The organism is Streptomyces sp. NPDC001219 (genome assembly GCF_053597915.1).
In genome coordinates, this window is record NZ_JBSFJF010000115.1 from 1 (window position 1) to 16,678 (window position 16,678).

17 protein-coding genes are annotated in these 16,678 nt (G+C 71.0%); 2 read left to right on the forward strand and 15 right to left on the reverse strand.

Features of this window, described 5'->3' with window-relative positions:
• Positions 1-54: 54 nt before the first annotated feature.
• The 4 genes from ACWC9R_RS35535 to ACWC9R_RS35550 form a co-directional block, all read right to left on the reverse strand.
• The gene (locus ACWC9R_RS35535) at positions 55-939 is read right to left on the reverse strand and encodes a DUF3159 domain-containing protein (RefSeq protein WP_450737865.1); all 885 of its coding nucleotides are present in this window, start codon (positions 937-939) and stop codon (positions 55-57) included.
• 3 nt (positions 940-942) lie between these two features.
• The gene (locus ACWC9R_RS35540; RefSeq protein WP_042159737.1) at positions 943-1,341 is read right to left on the reverse strand and encodes an OB-fold nucleic acid binding domain-containing protein; all 399 of its coding nucleotides are present in this window, start codon (positions 1,339-1,341) and stop codon (positions 943-945) included.
• A 92-nt stretch (positions 1,342-1,433) separates the two neighbouring features.
• Positions 1,434-2,117, reverse strand: coding sequence for a response regulator (locus ACWC9R_RS35545; RefSeq protein ID WP_350254826.1), 684 nt, complete (start codon positions 2,115-2,117; stop codon positions 1,434-1,436).
• 79 nt (positions 2,118-2,196) lie between these two features.
• Positions 2,197-4,749 (reverse strand): ATP-binding protein, encoded by a 2,553-nt coding sequence (locus ACWC9R_RS35550; protein WP_450737868.1) that lies wholly within the window; start codon positions 4,747-4,749, stop codon positions 2,197-2,199.
• 789 nt (positions 4,750-5,538) lie between these two features.
• On the opposite strand from ACWC9R_RS35550, the gene ACWC9R_RS35555 reads away from it, so the two are divergent.
• Positions 5,539-6,108 carry a GNAT family N-acetyltransferase gene (locus ACWC9R_RS35555; RefSeq protein ID WP_450737869.1) on the forward strand — a complete coding sequence of 190 codons (570 nt, stop codon included), beginning with the start codon at positions 5,539-5,541 and terminating at the stop codon, positions 6,106-6,108.
• A 78-nt stretch (positions 6,109-6,186) separates the two neighbouring features.
• Here the strand turns inward: ACWC9R_RS35555 and ACWC9R_RS35560 are convergent, their stop codons facing one another.
• From ACWC9R_RS35560 to ACWC9R_RS35595, 8 genes are all read right to left on the reverse strand, one after another.
• The gene (locus ACWC9R_RS35560; RefSeq protein ID WP_450737882.1) at positions 6,187-6,876 is read right to left on the reverse strand and encodes an ABC transporter ATP-binding protein; all 690 of its coding nucleotides are present in this window, start codon (positions 6,874-6,876) and stop codon (positions 6,187-6,189) included.
• Positions 6,877-7,475: 599 nt separating this feature from the next.
• Positions 7,476-8,153, reverse strand: a complete 678-nt coding sequence (gene kdpC, locus ACWC9R_RS35565; RefSeq protein ID WP_450737871.1) for a potassium-transporting ATPase subunit KdpC — start codon at positions 8,151-8,153, stop codon at positions 7,476-7,478.
• Positions 8,150-10,294 (reverse strand): potassium-transporting ATPase subunit KdpB, encoded by a 2,145-nt coding sequence (gene kdpB / locus ACWC9R_RS35570; RefSeq protein WP_450737873.1) that lies wholly within the window; start codon positions 10,292-10,294, stop codon positions 8,150-8,152. Before kdpB ends, kdpC begins: the two co-directional genes overlap by 4 nt.
• Complete coding sequence (gene kdpA / locus ACWC9R_RS35575) at positions 10,291-11,988, reverse strand: potassium-transporting ATPase subunit KdpA (RefSeq protein WP_450737884.1); 1,698 nt, start codon at positions 11,986-11,988, stop codon at positions 10,291-10,293. The genes kdpB and kdpA overlap by 4 nt, the downstream gene beginning before the upstream one ends.
• Before the next feature lie 31 nt (positions 11,989-12,019).
• Positions 12,020-12,109, reverse strand: a complete 90-nt coding sequence (gene kdpF, locus ACWC9R_RS35580; protein ID WP_015661927.1) for a K(+)-transporting ATPase subunit F — start codon at positions 12,107-12,109, stop codon at positions 12,020-12,022.
• Between the two features lie 325 nt (positions 12,110-12,434).
• A complete protein-coding gene (locus ACWC9R_RS35585; protein WP_450737875.1) occupies positions 12,435-13,199 on the reverse strand; it encodes a DUF3710 domain-containing protein in 765 nt (254 codons plus the stop codon).
• 1 nt (position 13,200) lies between these two features.
• Positions 13,201-13,722, reverse strand: a complete 522-nt coding sequence (gene dut / locus ACWC9R_RS35590; protein ID WP_086718403.1) for a dUTP diphosphatase — start codon at positions 13,720-13,722, stop codon at positions 13,201-13,203.
• Positions 13,719-14,321 (reverse strand): PaaI family thioesterase, encoded by a 603-nt coding sequence (locus ACWC9R_RS35595; RefSeq protein WP_362613774.1) that lies wholly within the window; start codon positions 14,319-14,321, stop codon positions 13,719-13,721. Before ACWC9R_RS35595 ends, dut begins: the two co-directional genes overlap by 4 nt.
• A 58-nt stretch (positions 14,322-14,379) precedes the next feature.
• Between ACWC9R_RS35595 and ACWC9R_RS35600 the strand changes: the two genes are divergently transcribed.
• The gene (locus tag ACWC9R_RS35600) at positions 14,380-14,823 is read left to right on the forward strand and encodes a DUF3093 domain-containing protein (RefSeq protein WP_450737878.1); all 444 of its coding nucleotides are present in this window, start codon (positions 14,380-14,382) and stop codon (positions 14,821-14,823) included.
• Positions 14,824-14,845: 22 nt separating this feature from the next.
• Here the strand turns inward: ACWC9R_RS35600 and ACWC9R_RS35605 are convergent, their stop codons facing one another.
• From ACWC9R_RS35605 to ACWC9R_RS35615, 3 genes are all read right to left on the reverse strand, one after another.
• Positions 14,846-15,622, reverse strand: a complete 777-nt coding sequence (locus ACWC9R_RS35605; protein ID WP_450737880.1) for a hypothetical protein — start codon at positions 15,620-15,622, stop codon at positions 14,846-14,848.
• Positions 15,623-15,722: 100 nt separating this feature from the next.
• The gene (locus ACWC9R_RS35610) at positions 15,723-16,025 is read right to left on the reverse strand and encodes a DUF4193 domain-containing protein (protein ID WP_003982531.1); all 303 of its coding nucleotides are present in this window, start codon (positions 16,023-16,025) and stop codon (positions 15,723-15,725) included.
• A 527-nt stretch (positions 16,026-16,552) separates the two neighbouring features.
• A partial coding sequence (locus tag ACWC9R_RS35615) for an ATP-binding protein (protein WP_450733623.1) occupies positions 16,553-16,678 on the reverse strand: 126 nt, incomplete at its 5' end.

Sequence of the window (16,678 nt, forward strand, 5' to 3'; positions counted from 1 at the left end):
GGCCCGGGAACCGATCGGTTCCCGGGCCCCTCGCGTGTGTGCGGAGGCGTCCCGTCAGCGGCGGTGGCGCGGTCCCCCGCGGGGAGGCTCGGTGGCGGCCTCCCCGCTCCCGGCCGTCAGGTCCGGGGGGAGGCCGGCGGCGGCCCGGTCGAGCGTCTCGCGCTCGCCGCGGCGCCGCTCCTCGGCCTCCTGCTCGGCCTTCTCCTTCGCTTCCATCTCCGCGAAGACGTCGATCGGCGCCGGTGCCTTCGCCAGGAAGACCCAGGTGAGATAGACGGCGAGCAGGAACGGCGGGATCTTCAGCGCGACCAGCACCCAGCCGAGCTGGGTGGTGTCCGCCCACCAGTACAGCGGGAAGAGGATCGCGCACTTGGCGAGCAGGATCAGCCCCCAGGCCCAGCTGGCCTTCGCGTACGCCTTCTTCCGGCCCGGGTTGCGGGTGCGCCAGGAGAGGTTCTCCTTGAACACCGGCCCCAGGATCAGCCCGATCAGCGGGACGCCCGCGAGCGTCGTCAGGATGTAGGCGAAGGCCAGCCCGAGGGTGTAGAGCATGCCCGGCAGATAGAAGTCCTTGGCGTTGCCGGTCATCATCGCGAAGACCACACCGAAGGCCACCCCGAAGACGCCGCTGAAGGCGTGCTTGACGGTGTCCCTGCGGACCAGCCGGAGGATGCCCAGCACCAGCGAGACGGCCAGCGCGGCGATCGCCGAGACGTGCAGGTCCTTGTTGATCGTGAAGATCGTCACGAACAGCAGGCCGGGGACGACGGTCTCCACCATGCCCCGTACCCCGCCGAACGCCTCGAACAGCGCCGCCTCGGTCACCTGCCTGCCGTCGGCGGCCGGTTCGGTGCCCGGGGCGGGCGAGGCGGGTGGGGGGCCTGCGGAGGCGTCGTGATCGGCCTGCGCGTCAGTCGTCGGTCGGTCGTAAGACGTCACCGGCTACTCCTGTCCGAGCGGTCGGAGTTCGTACTTCGGATTGAAGAGCACCCGGCGTCCGTGGCTCAGGGAGACGCGGCCCGAGGCGATGAGCTTGCGGCCCGGCTCTATCCCCGCGATGGAGCGGCGTCCGAGCCACACCACGTCGAGGGCGGCGGAGCCGTCGAACAGCTCCGCCTCCAGCGCGGGCACACCGGCGCGGGGCCGCAGCGTCACATGCCGCAGGGTGCCGGTGACCTTCACTATCTGCCGGTCGTCGCAGTCGCAGATACGGGTGCATCCCGCGTCCTGCGCGTCCTGTTGCAGCTCGGCGGACTGCAACTCCTCCTCGGAGGAGGACAGCCTGTCGAGCAGCCGGCGGAATCGACCGGCCGGCTTCTCGGATCGGGTCCCAGCACTCATGAGCCCAGCGTACCGGTGGCCGGGGCCCGGGATCACGGCCCGCACACGGAGTTCGTACCCGGCTCACAAAGCCGCGTCCGGCCGCCGGGGCGCTACTGCTCGAACCGGTAGCCCATCCCCGGCTCCGTGATGAAGTGCTTCGGATGTGAGGGGTCGCTCTCCAGCTTGCGGCGGAGCTGCGCCATGTACACCCGGAGGTAGTTGGTCTCGGTGCCGTACGACGGGCCCCAGACCTCCTGGAGCAGCTGCTTCTGGCTGACCAGCCGGCCCGCGTTGCGGACCAGGACCTCCAGCAGATGCCACTCGGTGGGGGTCAGCCGGATGTCCCGGCCGCCGCGGTTGACCTTCTTCGCGGCGAGATCAACGGAGAAACCTTCCGTCTCCACGATCACCTCGTCGTCCGCCGGTCCGGTCGGCTCGGCCCGGCGCACCGCCGCCCGCAGCCGGGCCAGCAGCTCGTCCATGCCGAACGGCTTGGTGACGTAGTCGTCCGCGCCGGCGTCCAGCGCCTCCACCTTCTCGTCGGAGGTCTGCCGGGCGGAGAGCACCAGGATCGGCACCCGCGTCCAGCCCCGCAGCCCCTTGATCACCTCGACCCCGTCCATGTCGGGCAGGCCGAGGTCCAGGACGATGACATCGGGGTGGCGGGCGGCGGCGAGTCTGAGGGCGGTGGCCCCGTCGGGGGCGGCGTCCACCTCATACTTGCGCGCCTTCAGGTTGATCACGAGGGCACGCACGATCTGCGGCTCGTCATCGACCACAAGCACCCGGTTCACTGGCGTTCTCCTCGCGGTGTCGTCTCCCGCCGGGCCGGGCCCGCCGGGCGTGGGATGAGGGGGGTCCGTGCGGCCCGGCTCATGTGGTGGCCTGTGCCGGAAGACCGGGCCGGGCGGGCGGCCGGCCGGGCGCTGCCCGGAGCGTCAGGACCATGGTCATCCCGCCGCCCGGGGTGTCCTCGGCGGCGAGTGTGCCGCCCATCGCCTCCGCGAAACCGCGCGCCACCGCCAGCCCCAGGCCCACCCCGGCACCGCGCGGCGCGTCTCCGTAGCGCTGGAAGGGCTCGAAGATCCGGTCCTTGGCGCTGTCCGGCACCCCCGGGCCGCGGTCGGCGACCCGCAGCTCCACCCGGTCACCGAGCGCACTCGCCGAGACCAGCACCGCCGTCCCGTCCGGGCTGTACTTCACGGCGTTCTCGACGAGATTGGCGACCGCGCGTTCCAGCAGTCCTGGATCGACGGCGACGATCGGCAGCTCCTCGGGGATGTCGAGGGTGACGCAGCCCTCCGGCACGCCGCCGAGCGCCATCGGCACCACCTCGTCGAGGTCGATCTCCCGGATCAGCGGAGTGACCGTGCCGGTCTGCAGCCGGGACATGTCCAGCAGATTGCCGACGAGGTGATCCAGCCGGTCGGCGCCCGCCTCGATGCCCGCCAGCAGCTCCGCCTCGTCCTCCTGGGACCAGGCGACGTCGTCGGAGCGCAGGGAGGTCACGGAGGCCTTGATGCCCGCCAGCGGGGTCCGCAGGTCGTGGCTGACGGCGGCCAGCAGCGCCGTCCTGATGCGGTTGCCCTCGGCCAGCTCCCGGGCCCGCTCCGCCTCGCCCACCAGCCGCTGCCGGTCCAGTACGACGGCGGCCTGGGCGGCGAACGCGGCCAGCACCCGGCGGTCCTCGGCGGGCAGCACCCGGCCGGTCAGCGCCAGCGCCATGTGGTCGCCCACCGGCATGTCGACATCGGCGTCCTCGGGGCGCCGCAGCGGCGTGCCGTGGTCGGTGCCGGCCCGGCCCGCGCAGGTCCACGGCTCGACGTCACCGGCCCGCTCCAGCAGCGCCACGGTCTCCATCCCGAAGGTCTCGCGCACCCGCTCCAGCAGGGCGTCCAGCGTCGTCTCCCCGCGCAGCACACTGCCCGCGAGAAACGACAGGATCTCCGACTCGGCGCGCAGCCTGGCGGCCTGGTGGGTGCGGCGCGCGGCGAGGTCCACCACGGAGGCGACCGAGACGGCCACCGCGAAGAAGATCACGATGGCGACGAGGTTCTTGGGGTCACTGACCGTGAGGGTGTGGGTGGGCGGGGTGAAGTAGAAGTTCAGCAGCAGCGAGCCGACCGCGGCCGACGCCAGCGCCGGCAGCTGCCCGCCGAGCAGCGCGGCGAGGACCGTCAGGAAGAGGAAGAGCAGCACGTCGTTGGCCAGACCGGGACCGTTCCCGATGCCGGTCAGCAGCAGCGAGAGCAGCACCGGGCCGACGACGCCGACGAGCCAGCCGGAGATGATCCGGGTCCGCCCCAGCCGCGCACCGCGCGCCACCGGCAGCCCCCGGCCCTTGGCGACCTCGTCGTGGGTGACGATGTGCACATCGAGGTCCGGCCCGGAGTCGCGGGCGACCGTCGCGCCCACCCCCGGCCCGAAGACGTACTGCCAGGCCTTGCGGCGACTCGAACCCAGCACGATCTGGGTGGCGTTGACGCCCCGTGCGAACTCCAGCAGCGCGCTCGGTATGTCGTCGCCGATGACGTGGTGAAACGTCCCGCCCAGGTCCTCCACCAGGGTGCGCTGGACGGCGAGTTCCTTGGGCGAGGCCGAGGTCAGCCCGTCGCTGCGCGCTATGTAGACGGCGAGCACCTCACTGCCCGAGCCCTTGGCCGCCACCCGGGCGGCGCGGCGGATCAGCGTGCGCCCCTCAGGACCGCCGGTCAGTCCGACGACGATGCGCTCACGCGCCTGCCAGGTGGAGCGGATCGAATGCTCCGCGCGGTACTCCTGCAGATACTCGTCCACCCGGTCGGCGACCCACAGCAGCGCCAGCTCGCGCAGCGCCGTGAGGTTGCCCGGCCGGAAGTAGTTGGACAGGGCGGCGTCCACCTTGTCGGGCTGGTAGATGTTGCCGTGCGCCATACGACGGCGGATCGCCTGTGGCGACATGTCGACAAGTTCGATCTGGTCGGCCCTGCGGACGATCTCGTCCGGCACGGTCTCCCGCTGCCGCACACCGGTTATGGACTCGACGACGTCCCCGAGCGACTCCAGATGCTGGATGTTCACCGTCGAGATCACGTGGATGCCGGCTTCCAGCAGCTCTTCGATGTCCTGCCAGCGCTTGGCGTTGCGGGAACCGGGGACATTGGTGTGCGCCAGCTCGTCGACCAGCGCCACGGCCGGCCCGCGCTCCAGGACCGCGTCCACGTCCATTTCGGTGAAGACCGTGCCGCGGTACTCCAGCTCCCGGCGCTGGATCTGCTCCAGCCCGTGCAGCATGACCTCCGTACGGGGCCTGCCGTGGTGCTCGACGAACGCCACGACGGCGTCCGTCCCGCGCTCCACGCGCCGGTGCGCCTCGGACAGCATCGCGTACGTCTTGCCGACGCCCGGTGCCGCGCCGAGATATATCCGAAGCTTGCCGCGTGCCATGGCCCCATTGTCTTACGTGAAGGCCGCCCCCACCGGGCTGAACCTGCTGCGACCCTACCGACCGAACAAGGCGACAAAAGGTGCACTTGGCGACTTCGGGCCTGGTCTTGACGCGACCCTGATGTGGGGGCGGGGAGGGGCTGGGTGGGTGGGGGCATGGGGGTGTGGGGCCTTGTCTCCTGGGGGGCGTTGGGTGCGTGGGTGTGGGGGCGTGGGTGTGGAGGTGCGTGGGTGGGTGGTGCATGGGGTGACGGTGGGTGGGTTGGGGTGGGTGGGTGACGGCGGGTGGGTGCGGGGGCCGGTTGGGTGGCGGCTGTCGCGTGGGGAGGGGGGTGTGTGTTGGTTGGGTGGCGGTGGTGGTGGTCAGGAGGGGGCGGGACGGGAAAGGTGTGGGTCAGGGGCGGGTGGCGGGTGCGGTGTCGGTGGAGCCGACGGTCGGGAGGCCGTTTCGGTCGGTGTCGGGAGGCTGCTTCGGTCGGGGGGCTGCTTCGGCCGGGCGCGGCCCGTACGGACACATGCGGGCGGGCGCCGCGCGAAGAGGTACGCGGCGCCCGCTGTGACGTCCGGCAGAAGCCGGACCCGGTCGGCGCACACCACGCACCGCGGTACGGCGGCCACCCCGGCGGCGCAGAGCGCCCGGTCATGCCTCCATGACACCGGCCGGGGCGGAGTCCCACCAGCCCAAGGCGCTTTCTCTGACGCATCGCTGACGCCGAGCGGCCGGAGGGAGATGAGGGGGTGAGCCACGGCGAGAAAACGCTGTCGCCCGGCCCCCGGCCGACTGCGACGATGCCCTACATGACCGAGGCACATCTGACGACGCCCCGCATCGACGTACGCATCGCCCACACCGCCGACCTGGACGCCACCACCCTCAAGGCGGCCCGCGCCCTCCTCTACGACGTCTTCGACGACATGACCGCGGAGGATTGGGAGCACGCACTCGGCGGGCTGCACGCCCTGATCCACGAGGACGGCGAACTGATCGGACATGCCAGCGTCGTCCAGCGACGCCTGCTGCACGGCGGCCGGGCGCTGCGCTGCGGCTACGTGGAGGGCGTGGGCGTACGCGCGGACCGGCGCGGCCGCGGGCACGGCGCGGCCCTGATGGACGCCCTGGAGCGGGTGGTGCACAGCGGCTACGACCTCGGCGCGCTCGGCGCCGCCGACGAGGCCGCGGCCTTCTACGCGGCCCGTGGCTGGCAGCGGTGGCGCGGCCGCTCCTGGGCACTCACCCCGGACGGCGTCCAACGCACCGCCGACGAGGACGGCTGCATCTACGTCCTGCCCGCCGCGGCCACCCCACTCGACCTCGACACCGACCTCACCTGCGACTGGCGCGACGGCGACGTGTGGTGATGCGGGGTGGGATGTCCCTGGTGGGGGCCTCCCTGGTGGGGGCCCTCCCCCTCCCCCTCCCCCTCCCTCCCCCGCTCCTCACCCCACCCCCGCCCCCGTACTCACCTCCGTGATCACGCCGTCGCTCAGCTCCAGGACGCGGTCGGCCAGGCCCAGGAGGTTGGCGTCGTGGGTGGCCACCAGGGCCGTCACACCCTCGCTGCGGACGACGGCCCGCAACAGGTCCATCACCTCCATGCCGGTCTCGGCGTCCAGTTGCCCGGTCGGCTCGTCGGCTATGAGCAGCGCGGGCCGGTTGGCGAGTGCACGGGCGATGGCCACACGTTGCTGCTGACCGCCGGAGAGTTCACCGGGCCGCTGCGCGGCATGGTCGGCCAGGCCCACCAAGGACAGCAGGAGCCCGACACGGTCCTCACGCTCGCGCGGTGGGACCTTGCGCAGCCGCAGCGGCACCCCGACGTTCTCCGCGGCGCTGAGTATCGGTATGAGCCCGAACGACTGGAAGACGAACCCGATGCGGTCGCGGCGCATCTCCAGCAGCCCGCTCTCGCCGAGGTCGGCCAGCGCCGTCCCGTCCACGGTGACCCGCCCCGAGTCGGGAGTGTCCAGGCCGCCGATGAGGTTGAGCAGAGTGGTCTTGCCCGATCCGGAACGGCCGCGCAGGGCGACCAGTTCACCCCGCGGGACGCGGCAGGACACCCCACGTAAGGCGTGTACGGCGCCGGCGCCGGAACCGTGGCTGCGGTGCAGATCCTCGACGACGACCATGGCCCCGACCGCCACCGCCCCGGTATCGGCCACCCCCGCACTCACCCCCTCCGCCGACGCCTCATGCGCCTCGTACGCCTTGCTCCGCGCCCTGCCCCTACGCCCGTTCCCGCCCGACGTGCTTCCCCCGCCGTTCATGCTCCGCTCCCCCATTCCGCTCACGCACCACTCCCGGCACCGGCCCGGCCACTGCCGCAACCACGACCTGCCGCGCCAACCGGCCTCACCCGCACCCGCGTTGACCGTTCCTGCTCATCGGCCTCAAGCTGCCTGCCGGTTGCGTCAGTATGCGTAGCGCGCGCTCCGGCAAGCAACGCCTGTGGATAACTCTCGGACCGGCTCCGCCGCACACTCCGGCCCACCCGGAACCGGCCCGGCTCAGCTCACCGTCACCCGCCACGGCATAGCCAGTCGACCGCGGGCCGCGCCCTCCCCCACCCAAAAACGACCAAGCGGCCCCGAACCATCTCCCAGGGCCGCCCGTCGTGCCCGCACCAACACCGAGCCAGCCGCCTCGGCGCCACCCCACACCACACCACCCAACTCAGCCGACCGCACACCATGACCCGTTCACGGTCACCGAGCCCGACGGCCCCCACTCACCCCTTCCCCGCCCCCTCCGCCAGCTCCCTCAGCGCCACGTTCAGCTCCAGGACGTTCACCCGCGGCTCGCCCAGGAAGCCGAGGGTGCGCCCGTCGGTGTGTTCCTTGACCAGCTTGTCCACGGTGCCGGCGGGGAGGTGGTTCCGCCGGGCGACCGTGGCGGCCTGCAGTGCGGCGTAGGCCGGGGAGATGTCCGGGTCGAGGCCGGAGCCGGAGGAGGTGACGGCGTCCGCCGGGACCTTCGACTCGGGGACTCCGTAGGTGACGGAGACCCAGTGCTTGCGCTCCTTCACCGCCTTGATGAGGTCGGTGTTGGTGGCGCCCAGGTTGGAGGCGCCGGAGACCTGGAGGTCGTACCGGGTGTTGACGCCGTTGGCCTTGTTGCTGCCCAGTCCCGCCGAGGGGCGTGGCTGGAAGTACCGCAGGTCGGGGACCGGATTGCCGTCCTTGTCCGTGCCCTTGTCGTAGCGCTGCCCGATGAGCGAGGAGCCGACGGCCTTGCCCTGGTGGCTCACCTCGGAACCGTTGGCCTTATGGGGGAACGCCGCCTGTGCCACCCCTGTGACCAGCAGCGGGTAGAGGACGCCACAGACCACGGTCAGTACGAGCAGGGCGCGCAGGCCCGCCCCGATCAACCGGGCGGTGTTGCGTACGGAGTTGTTCACGGCGGTCACCCGGTTCCGGGGAGGAGAGAGAGCAGCAGGTCGATGAGTTTGATGCCGATGAAGGGCGCGATCAGGCCACCGAGTCCGTAGACCGCCAGGTTGCGCCGCAGCATCTTGTCGGCGCTCACGGGGCGGTACTGCACGCCCTTGAGGGCGAGCGGTACCAGCGCGACGATGATCAGGGCGTTGAAGATGATCGCCGAGAGGATCGCGGAGTTGGGGCTGGACAGCCGCATGATGTTGAGGGTGTCCAGGCCCGGGTAGGCCACCGCGAACATCGCCGGGATGATCGCGAAGTACTTCGCGACGTCGTTGGCGATGGAGAAGGTCGTCAGCGCGCCCCGGGTGATGAGCAGTTGCTTGCCGATCTCGACGATCTCGATGAGCTTGGTCGGGTTGGAGTCCAGGTCCACCATGTTCCCGGCCTCCTTGGCGGCCGAGGTGCCCGTGTTCATGGCCACTCCGACGTCCGCCTGGGCCAGCGCGGGTGCGTCGTTGGTGCCGTCGCCGGTCATCGCGACCAGCTTGCCGCCGGCCTGTTCGCGCTTGATGAGCGCCATCTTGTCCTCGGGCGTGGCTTCCGCGAGGAAGTCGTCCACGCCCGCCTCGTCGGCGATGGCCTTGGCCGTCAGCGGGTTGTCGCCCGTGATCATGACGGTCTTGATGCCCATCTTGCGCAGCTCGGCGAAGCGTTCGCGCATGCCGTCCTTGACGACGTCCTTGAGGTGGATGACACCCAGGACGCGGGGGCCGCGCTCGTCCTCCAGGGCGACCAGCAGCGGGGTGCCGCCGGCCTGGGAGATCGCGTCGGTGAGCTGCTGGGCGTCGTCGGCGACGGTGCCGCCGCGCTCCTTGACCCAGGCGATGACCGAACCGGAGGCCCCCTTACGGACCTTGCGGCCGTCGACGTCCACACCCGACATCCGGGTCTGCGCGGTGAACGGCACCCATGCGGCGTCCGTCAGCTCGCCCTGATGCCGCTCACGGAGGCCGTACTTCTCCTTGGCGAGGACGACGACGGAGCGGCCCTCGGGGGTCTCGTCGGCGAGCGAGGACAGCTGGGCGGCGTCCGCGACCTCGGCCTCCGTGGTGCCGCGTACGGGGACGAACTCGGCGGCCTGGCGGTTGCCGAGGGTGATGGTGCCGGTCTTGTCGAGCAGCAATGTCGACACATCGCCCGCGGCTTCGACGGCGCGGCCGGACATGGCCAGCACGTTGCGCTGCACCAACCGGTCCATCCCGGCGATGCCGATGGCGGAGAGCAGTGCGCCGATCGTCGTCGGGATCAGGCAGACCAGCAGCGCGAGCAGCACGATCATGGACTGTTCGGCGCCGGCGTAGATCGCGAACGGCTGGAGGGTGACCACCGCCAGCAGGAAGACGATGGTGAGCGACGCGAGCAGGATGTTCAGCGCGATCTCGTTGGGGGTCTTCTGCCGTGCGGCGCCCTCGACGAGGTTGATCATCCGGTCGATGAAGGTCTCGCCGGGCTTCGTCGTGATCTTGATGACGATGCGGTCGGAGAGCACCTTCGTGCCGCCGGTCACCGCGGAACGGTCACCGCCCGACTCCCGGATGACCGGGGCCGATTCACCGGTGATCGCCGACTCGTCCACCGACGCGACACCCTCGACGACATCGCCGTCACCCGGGATGATGTCGCCGGCCTCGCACACGACCAGGTCGCCGATCCGCAGGTCGGTACCGGGGACCTGCTCCTCGGTGGTGCCGTTCAGCCGGCGCGCCACGGTGTCGGTCTTGGCCTTGCGCAGGGTGTCGGCCTGCGCCTTGCCGCGGCCCTCGGCGACCGCCTCCGCCAGGTTGGCGAAGACCACGGTCAGCCACAGCCAGGCGGCGATCGCCCAGCCGAACCAGTCGGTGGGGGACGTGAGGGCGAAGACGGTGGTCAGGACGGAGCCGACCTCGACCACGAACATCACGGGGGACTTGACCATCACGCGCGGGTCGAGCTTGCGTAGCGCGTCCGGGAAGGACGTGAGCAGCTGCTTGGGGTCGAAGAGACCGCCGCCCACGCGGCCGTCGCCGGGCTTGTGCCCGCTGGGGACGTCCTGGTGCGGGGCGCGCGTCGGAGTAACGGTCGATTGGGAGGCCATGGAGCCGGGCTCCTCCGGTTTCACGGGGGCGGTCATGACAGGCCCTCCGCCAGCGGCCCGAGGGCCAGTGCCGGGAAGTACGTCAGACCGGTGATGATCAGGATCGTGCCGACGAGCAGCCCGGCGAAGAGCGGCTTTTCGGTACGCAGGGTGCCCGCGGTCTCCGGGACCGGCTTCTGCTCGGCGAGCGAGCCGGCCAGGGCGAGCACGAACACCATCGGGAGGAAGCGGCCGAGCAGCATCGCCAGGCCGATCGTGGTGTTGTACCAGGGGGTGTTGGCGTTGAGGCCGCCGAACGCGGAGCCGTTGTTGTTGGCGCCGGAGGTGAAGGCGTACAACACCTCGGAGAAGCCGTGCGAACCGGCGCCCATCGCCTTGGTGTTGAGCATCGAGCCCAGCGCGTCCGGCAGCACCATCGAGGCGGCGGTGAAGCCGAGCACCAGGGTCGGGGTGACGAGGATGTAGCAGGCCGCGAGCTTGATCTCGCGGGTGCCGACCTTCTTGCCGAGGTACTCGGGCGTCCGGCCGACCATCAGCCCGGCGATGAACACCGCGATGACCGCCATGACCAGCATGCCGTAGAGGCCGGAGCCGACGCCGCCGGGTGCGATCTCGCCCAGCATCATGCCGAGCAGCTGGATGCCGCCGCCGAAGGCCGTGAAGGAGGAGTGGAAGGAGTCGACCGCGCCGGTGGAGGTGAGGGTGGTGGCCACCGAGAAGATCGCGGAGGAGCCGACGCCGAAGCGGGTCTCCTTGCCCTCCATGGCGGCGCCCGCGGCCTGCAGGGCCGGCCCGCCGTGCGCGAACTCGGTCCACAACATCAGCGCCGTGAAGCCGAGCCAGATGACGCCCATCGTGGCGAGGATCGCGTAGCCCTGCCTCACGTTCCCTACGAGCTTGCCGAAGGTGCGGGTCAGCGCGAACGGGATGACGAGGATCAGGAAGATCTCGAAGAGGTTGGTGAAGGCGTCGGGGTTCTCGAAGGGGTGGGCCGAGTTGGCGTTGAAGTAGCCGCCCCCGTTGGTGCCCAGTTCCTTGATGACCTCCTGGGAGGCGACCGCACCGCCGTTGGTCTGCTGGGAGCCGCCCATGAACTGGCCGACCTCGTGGATGCCGGAGAAGTTCTGGACGGCGCCGCAGGCGACCAGGACGAGCGCGCCGAGCACGGCGATCGGGACGAGCACCCGCACGGTGCCGCGGACCAGGTCGGCCCAGAAGTTGCCGAGTTCGCCCGCGCGGCGGCCGGTGCCGTCCGTCCGGCGGAGGGCGAAGCCGCGGACGAGGGCGATGGCGACGGCCATGCCGGTGGCGGCGGACACGAAGTTCTGCACCGCGAGGCCGGCGGTCTGGACGACGTGGCCCATGGCCTGCTCGCCGCTGTAGGACTGCCAGTTGGTGTTGGCGACGAAGGAGGCCGCGGTGTTGAACGCCTGGTCCGGGCTGATCGACGCGAAGCCGAGGGACAGCGGCATCCCGCCCTGGAGGCGCTGCAGCAGGTAGAGGACGAGCACGCCCGCCGCGGAGAACGCCAGGACGCCGCGCAGGTAGGCCGGCCAGCGCATCTGGGCGTCCGCGTCGGCGCCTATGCAGCGGTAGATGACCTTCTCGACGCGGAGGTGCTTGGGGGAGCTGTAGACGGCGGCCATGTAGTCGCCGAGAGGGCGGTACGCCAGGGCCAGCGCCGCGACGAGCGCTGTCAGCTGGAGCACGCTTGCGAGGACGGGGCTCATGTGGCCCGCCGCGGCAGCAGCAGTGGACACCTCAGAACCTCTCCGGGAAGACGAGGGCGAGGACCAGATAGCCGAGCAGGGCGACGGCCACGAGCAGCCCGACGATGTTCTCGACGGTCACAGCTTCGCCACCCCCTTGGCGACGAGAGCCACCAGCGCGAAGACCGCGATCGTGACGACGACGAAGGCCACGTCGGCCATCGTGTGCTCCTAGAGGGACGGGGAGGACAGGTCCCCTAGAGCAAAGCGCCGTTCCCACCCCGTGTGACCGTCGTTGACGCCTCCCTTACGGCCATTAGCGCTCCGTTGACGGCTTTCTTACGCCTCACCGCCTGACCTGCACAAACGGAAGGGCCCGCACCCCCCATCGGGGAGTACGGGCCCTGGTGACCGTCGTGATCCGGCCGGGGCCGGGCGCCTTCCCGCGCATCCGGCCGCCGGAGGTGTCAGCGGATCTCGGTGATCTCCGGTCCGCGCTCCAGACGCTCCACGCCGCCGCCGAAGCGCGACTGCTCGACCGGCTCCTGCTGCACACCGTCCGGCACCATCTGGGCGTCGTCCGGCAGCTTCAGGACGATCGGGTCGCGGGGCGCCATCGGGGCCTCGCCACGGATGACCACGGTGTCCCGGAAGATGTGCTCCAGCACGCCCGCGGCCTGCGGCTGCACCGCGCCCTGGCCGGAGATCACACCGCGCAGGAACCACCGGGGGCCGTCGACACCGATGAAGCGCACGACCTGCACACCGTTGGTGCCGTCCGGCAGCTGTACGGGTACCTGGGCGCGCAGCTCCCAGCCCAGCGGGCCCTCGACCTCGTCGATGACCCCGCCCTGCTGGGTGATGCCGGCGGCGATCTCCTCGCGGACCTCGCCCCAGATGCCCTCGTTCTTGGGGGCGGCGAAGGCCTGCAGCTGTACGGCGCTGTCCTGCAGCACCACGGTCGCGGCGACGATGGCGTCGCCGGCGACCTCCACCCGAAGTTCCATGCCCTCGACACCGGGCACGAACAGCCCGCCGAGGTCCACCCGGCCCTCGCCGGGCTCGGAGACCTCCGACGCGTCCCAGGGGCCGTCGGGACGCGGCGCGGGCGGAAGGCTGAGCCGCTGCGCCGCCTCGTCCTCGTCGGCGTCGCTCACCGTTCGCTCGTCGTCGAGCGTGGTGTCCTCGGCCGGCTCTTCAGGAGCCTCGTTCTTCTTGCGACGTCCGAACACGTCACTGTCCTTCCCGGTCGGCACCGACCGATGCGTATTCATTCCCGCCCGTGGAGCCGCCCACCGCCGCATGACCGCCGGTGGAACCGAATCCCCCCTCGGCCCGCGCCGAGCCGGGAAGTTCCGCCACCTCGTGGAAGCGCACCTTCTCGACCTGCTGGACGACCAGTTGGGCGATCCGGTCGAATCGTTCGAACCGCACGCTCTCGCGCGGGTCCAGATTGACCACGATCACCTTGATCTCTCCACGGTACCCGGCATCCACCGTCCCGGGGGCATTCACCAGCGCCAGTCCGCACCGCGCGGCCAGCCCCGACCGGGGGTGCACGAAGGCCGCGTAGCCGTCGGGCAGCGCGATCGACACCCCGGTGGGCAGCACGGTGCGCTCCCCCGGCGCCAGCTCGGCGGCCTCGGTGGTCACCAGATCCACGCCCGCGTCGCCGGGATGCCCGTACGACGGCACGGGCACCTCCGGGTCCAGCCGCCGCAGCAGCACATCCACCGGATTCCGTACCTGACTCACGGGTTCACCTCGAAGGCACGCGCTCGTTTGACCTGGTCCGGGTCGGACATCGCCGCCTGGATCTCCTCGGTCCTGCCGTTGTCGATGAAGTGGTCGACCTTCACCTCGATGAAGACGGCGTCGGCGCGCACCGCCACCGGGCCGTCCGGGCCGCCTATACGCCCCACGGCCTTCGAGTAGATCTTCCTGCCGTGCACGGCGGTGACCCGCGCGTCCAGGTGCAGCACGGTGCCCAGCGGCACCGGCCGCACGAAGTCGGTCTCCAGCCGGCCGGTCACCGCGATCACCCGCAGCAGCCAGTTCAGCGAGCCGAGGGTCTCGTCCAGCGCGGTGGCCAGCACCCCGCCGTGCGCCAGGCCGGGCGCACCCTGGTGGGCCTCCTTGACGGTGAACTCGGCGGTCACGCTCACGCCGTCACCGGCCCGCGCCTCCAGGTGCAGCCCGTGAGGCTGACCCGTGCCACAGCCGAAGCAGCGGTCGTAGTGCGCGCCGAGGAGTTCTCCGGGTGCCGGCGCCTCGGCATGCCGGACCGGAGCGACGGCGTCCGCCGGTGGCGTCAGCCGCGACAGCTCCGTCCTCGTTCTGTCAGTTCCACTCACGAGTGCAGACCCTACCCGCGCGCGTAAGGGGCCCGCGCCGCCGTGCCAAGCTGGAGCCATGCAGTCGTACGAAGAACGTCTCACCGCGCCCCGGTCCTGGTGGGTGATCGCCGCGCTGACCGGCGTCGCCTGCGCCCTGATGCTGCTGCCCGTGGGGACGCTCCCGATGCTCGCCGGGCTGATCGGCGGCGCGGCGCTGGCCGCGGTGGCGGTGAGCACGTACGGCTCGGCGCGCATCCGGGTCGTGGGCGGTGCGCTGATCGCCGGCGACGCGAAGATCCCGGCGGCGGCGCTGGGCGAGGCACGGGCGCTGGACGCGGACGAGGCGCTGGCGTGGCGTACGCACAAGGCCGATGCCCGGGCGTTCATGCTGCTGCGCAGCTACATCCGCACCGCGGTGCGGGTGGAGATCACCGATCCCCAGGACCCGACGCCGTACGCCTATCTCTCGACGCGGGACCCGGAGCGTCTGGTGGCGGCGCTGACGGCCGTACGCGCCTGACCTGCGGGCCGGCGGGGCCGCGTCAGCCGCCCGGCGGGGGCGGGGGGCCTTGGGCCGTCCCGCCGTCCGTCAGGGAAGCCGGACCGGAGTCGGGGAGGGCGTCCCAGGGGACCTGCTTCGTGCGCAGGTCCTTGCGGATCTTCTCGGCGAGTTTCCGGGTGTCCCTGCGGTTCATGAACGCGCCGACGGAGGCGCCGATCATGAACGGGATGAGGTTGGGGAGGTTGCGCAGCGTGCGCTTCATGATCTGCTGGCGCAGTTCGCGCCGCATCTGGACGCCGAGGGCGAAGTTCAGCGAGGCCGGTTTGGTGACGTCGATGCCCCGCTCCTCCGTCCAGGACGTCAGGTAGGCCATGCCCCGCTGCCGGAAGTTCCCGGCGGGCCGGAGGCCGTAGACCTCGTGGAGCTCGGCGATCAGTTTGATCTCGACCGAGGCGACGCCGGTGATCTCGGCGGCCAGCTCGGCCGGCATCGCGGGCGGTACGGGCAGCATGGCTGCCGCGCCGACGCCCGCTCCGACGGTGGCGGTGCCCTTGCAGGCGCCCGCGACGAGCTTGTCGGCCAGGTCCTCGGGGGTCAGTCCGGGGAACTGGGCGCGCAGGGTGGCGAGGTCGCGGACCGGGATGCGCGGGGCGAGGTCGATGATCCGGTCGGCGATCACGGTGAGCGCCGCCCGTACCCTGCCGCCGCCCCGTCCGGCACCGCGGCCGATCATGACGGCGAGCGAGGCCGCGCGGCCTCGCTCCTCTGTTGCACCGGTCATCCGCTCCGTGGGAAGGGCGGTCGGGTCGGCGGGCACGGGCGCGGTTTCCTCGCGTGATCGTGCGCCGGCCGCCGGACCTTCGGCGCCCTTGGGTCCCTTACGGAACGGGTTCACGCCTGCCACGGCGTTGACCCGTTCAGGCCGCGCAGTCGCGGCAGATCGGCTGCCCGTTCTTGTCCTCCGCGGCGAGCTGGCTGCGGTGGTGGACCAGGAAGCAGCTCATGCACGTGAACTCGTCCTGCTGCTTGGGCAGCACACGCACGGCCAGCTCTTCATTGGACAGGTCCGCGCCCGGCAGCTCCAGGCCCTCTGCCTGCTCGAACTCGTCGACGTCGACGGCCGAGGCGGACTTGTCGTTCCGCCGCGACTTCAGCTCCTCGATGCTGTCCTCGTTGAGGTCGTCATCGGTCTTGCGTGGGGTGTCGTAATCCGTAGCCATTTTCGCTCTCCCCCTCTGGGTGTCTGCGGTGTCTCAGCGCTCGTAACGCGTGAGAGGCCGGACTTGTGCCCGACCTGAGGCGGAGATTTTGCCTCACATCAAGGTCTGTTACTCAATCGACACCCAACCGCACCCCTGAAGAGGTGATCGGTTTGGATGGCGATCAGGACCGTACACGGTCCGAATGTCGCACCTCGCGCAGCCCATCACCTGTACTTCCCGTGATCTGACCCCTCGGAAACCCGGACGTCCCCGGGCATTCCGACGGGATTTTCGATCACGGAGCGTAGATGGCCGGAATTTCGCGCCTGTGAGGGATCACACACGCAAAGACCCATGGTCGGACCGGTTTAATTCCGCGCAAAGCGAACTCGGCGAAGGGTGCACGCCGACCCCCCTTCTCGTCAAACCGGGAGGCGAGGCGGCATACGGCCGCGAGACGAGCGATCGTACGCACAGATGTCCGGTGACTGTCCGCGGGGGCGCACAGGGGCTCCAGCGGGCGTACAACCGCCCTCTGGCCTGCGTCAGAGCGGCAGGACGACCCGCATCACCAGCCCGCCGCCCTCCCGCGGACGCGCCGTGATCGTCCCGTCATGCGCCCGCACCACCGACCGCACGATCGACAACCCCAGCCCCACACCCTTGTCACT